The organism is Priestia sp. SIMBA_032 (genome assembly GCF_046535215.1).
GTDB classification, from domain to species: Bacteria; Bacillota; Bacilli; order Bacillales; family Bacillaceae_H; genus Priestia; species Priestia aryabhattai.
In genome coordinates, this window is record NZ_JAWRXD010000432.1 from 1 (window position 1) to 292 (window position 292).

General features: G+C 37.3%; 1 pseudogene. It reads right to left on the reverse strand.

Going from position 1 to position 292, the window contains the following annotated elements:
- Positions 1-292: pseudogene (locus SB717_RS35055) on the reverse strand (UDP-N-acetylglucosamine 1-carboxyvinyltransferase); the annotation flags it as partial.

Here is a 292-nt window from a genome sequence, read left to right on the forward strand (position 1 = left end):
CTCCCATTGCTTCGAAGCCTTTTAAATGTTGGTCAATTGGACGTGAACCGATTGCACATCCACCAGGAAGTGCAATACGAGCACGACCGTTACGTGCTAATAATGGTCCCATTACTTGAACAGATGCACGCATTTTACGTACATATTCAAATGGTGCTTCAATGTTTAGTTCTTTAGAAGAATCGATTGTTACTTGATTATTTTCAAATACGACTTCAGCATTTAAATGACGTAATACCTCATTAATTGTGTATACATCAGACAAAACTGGTACTTCAGATAGTACATTCTT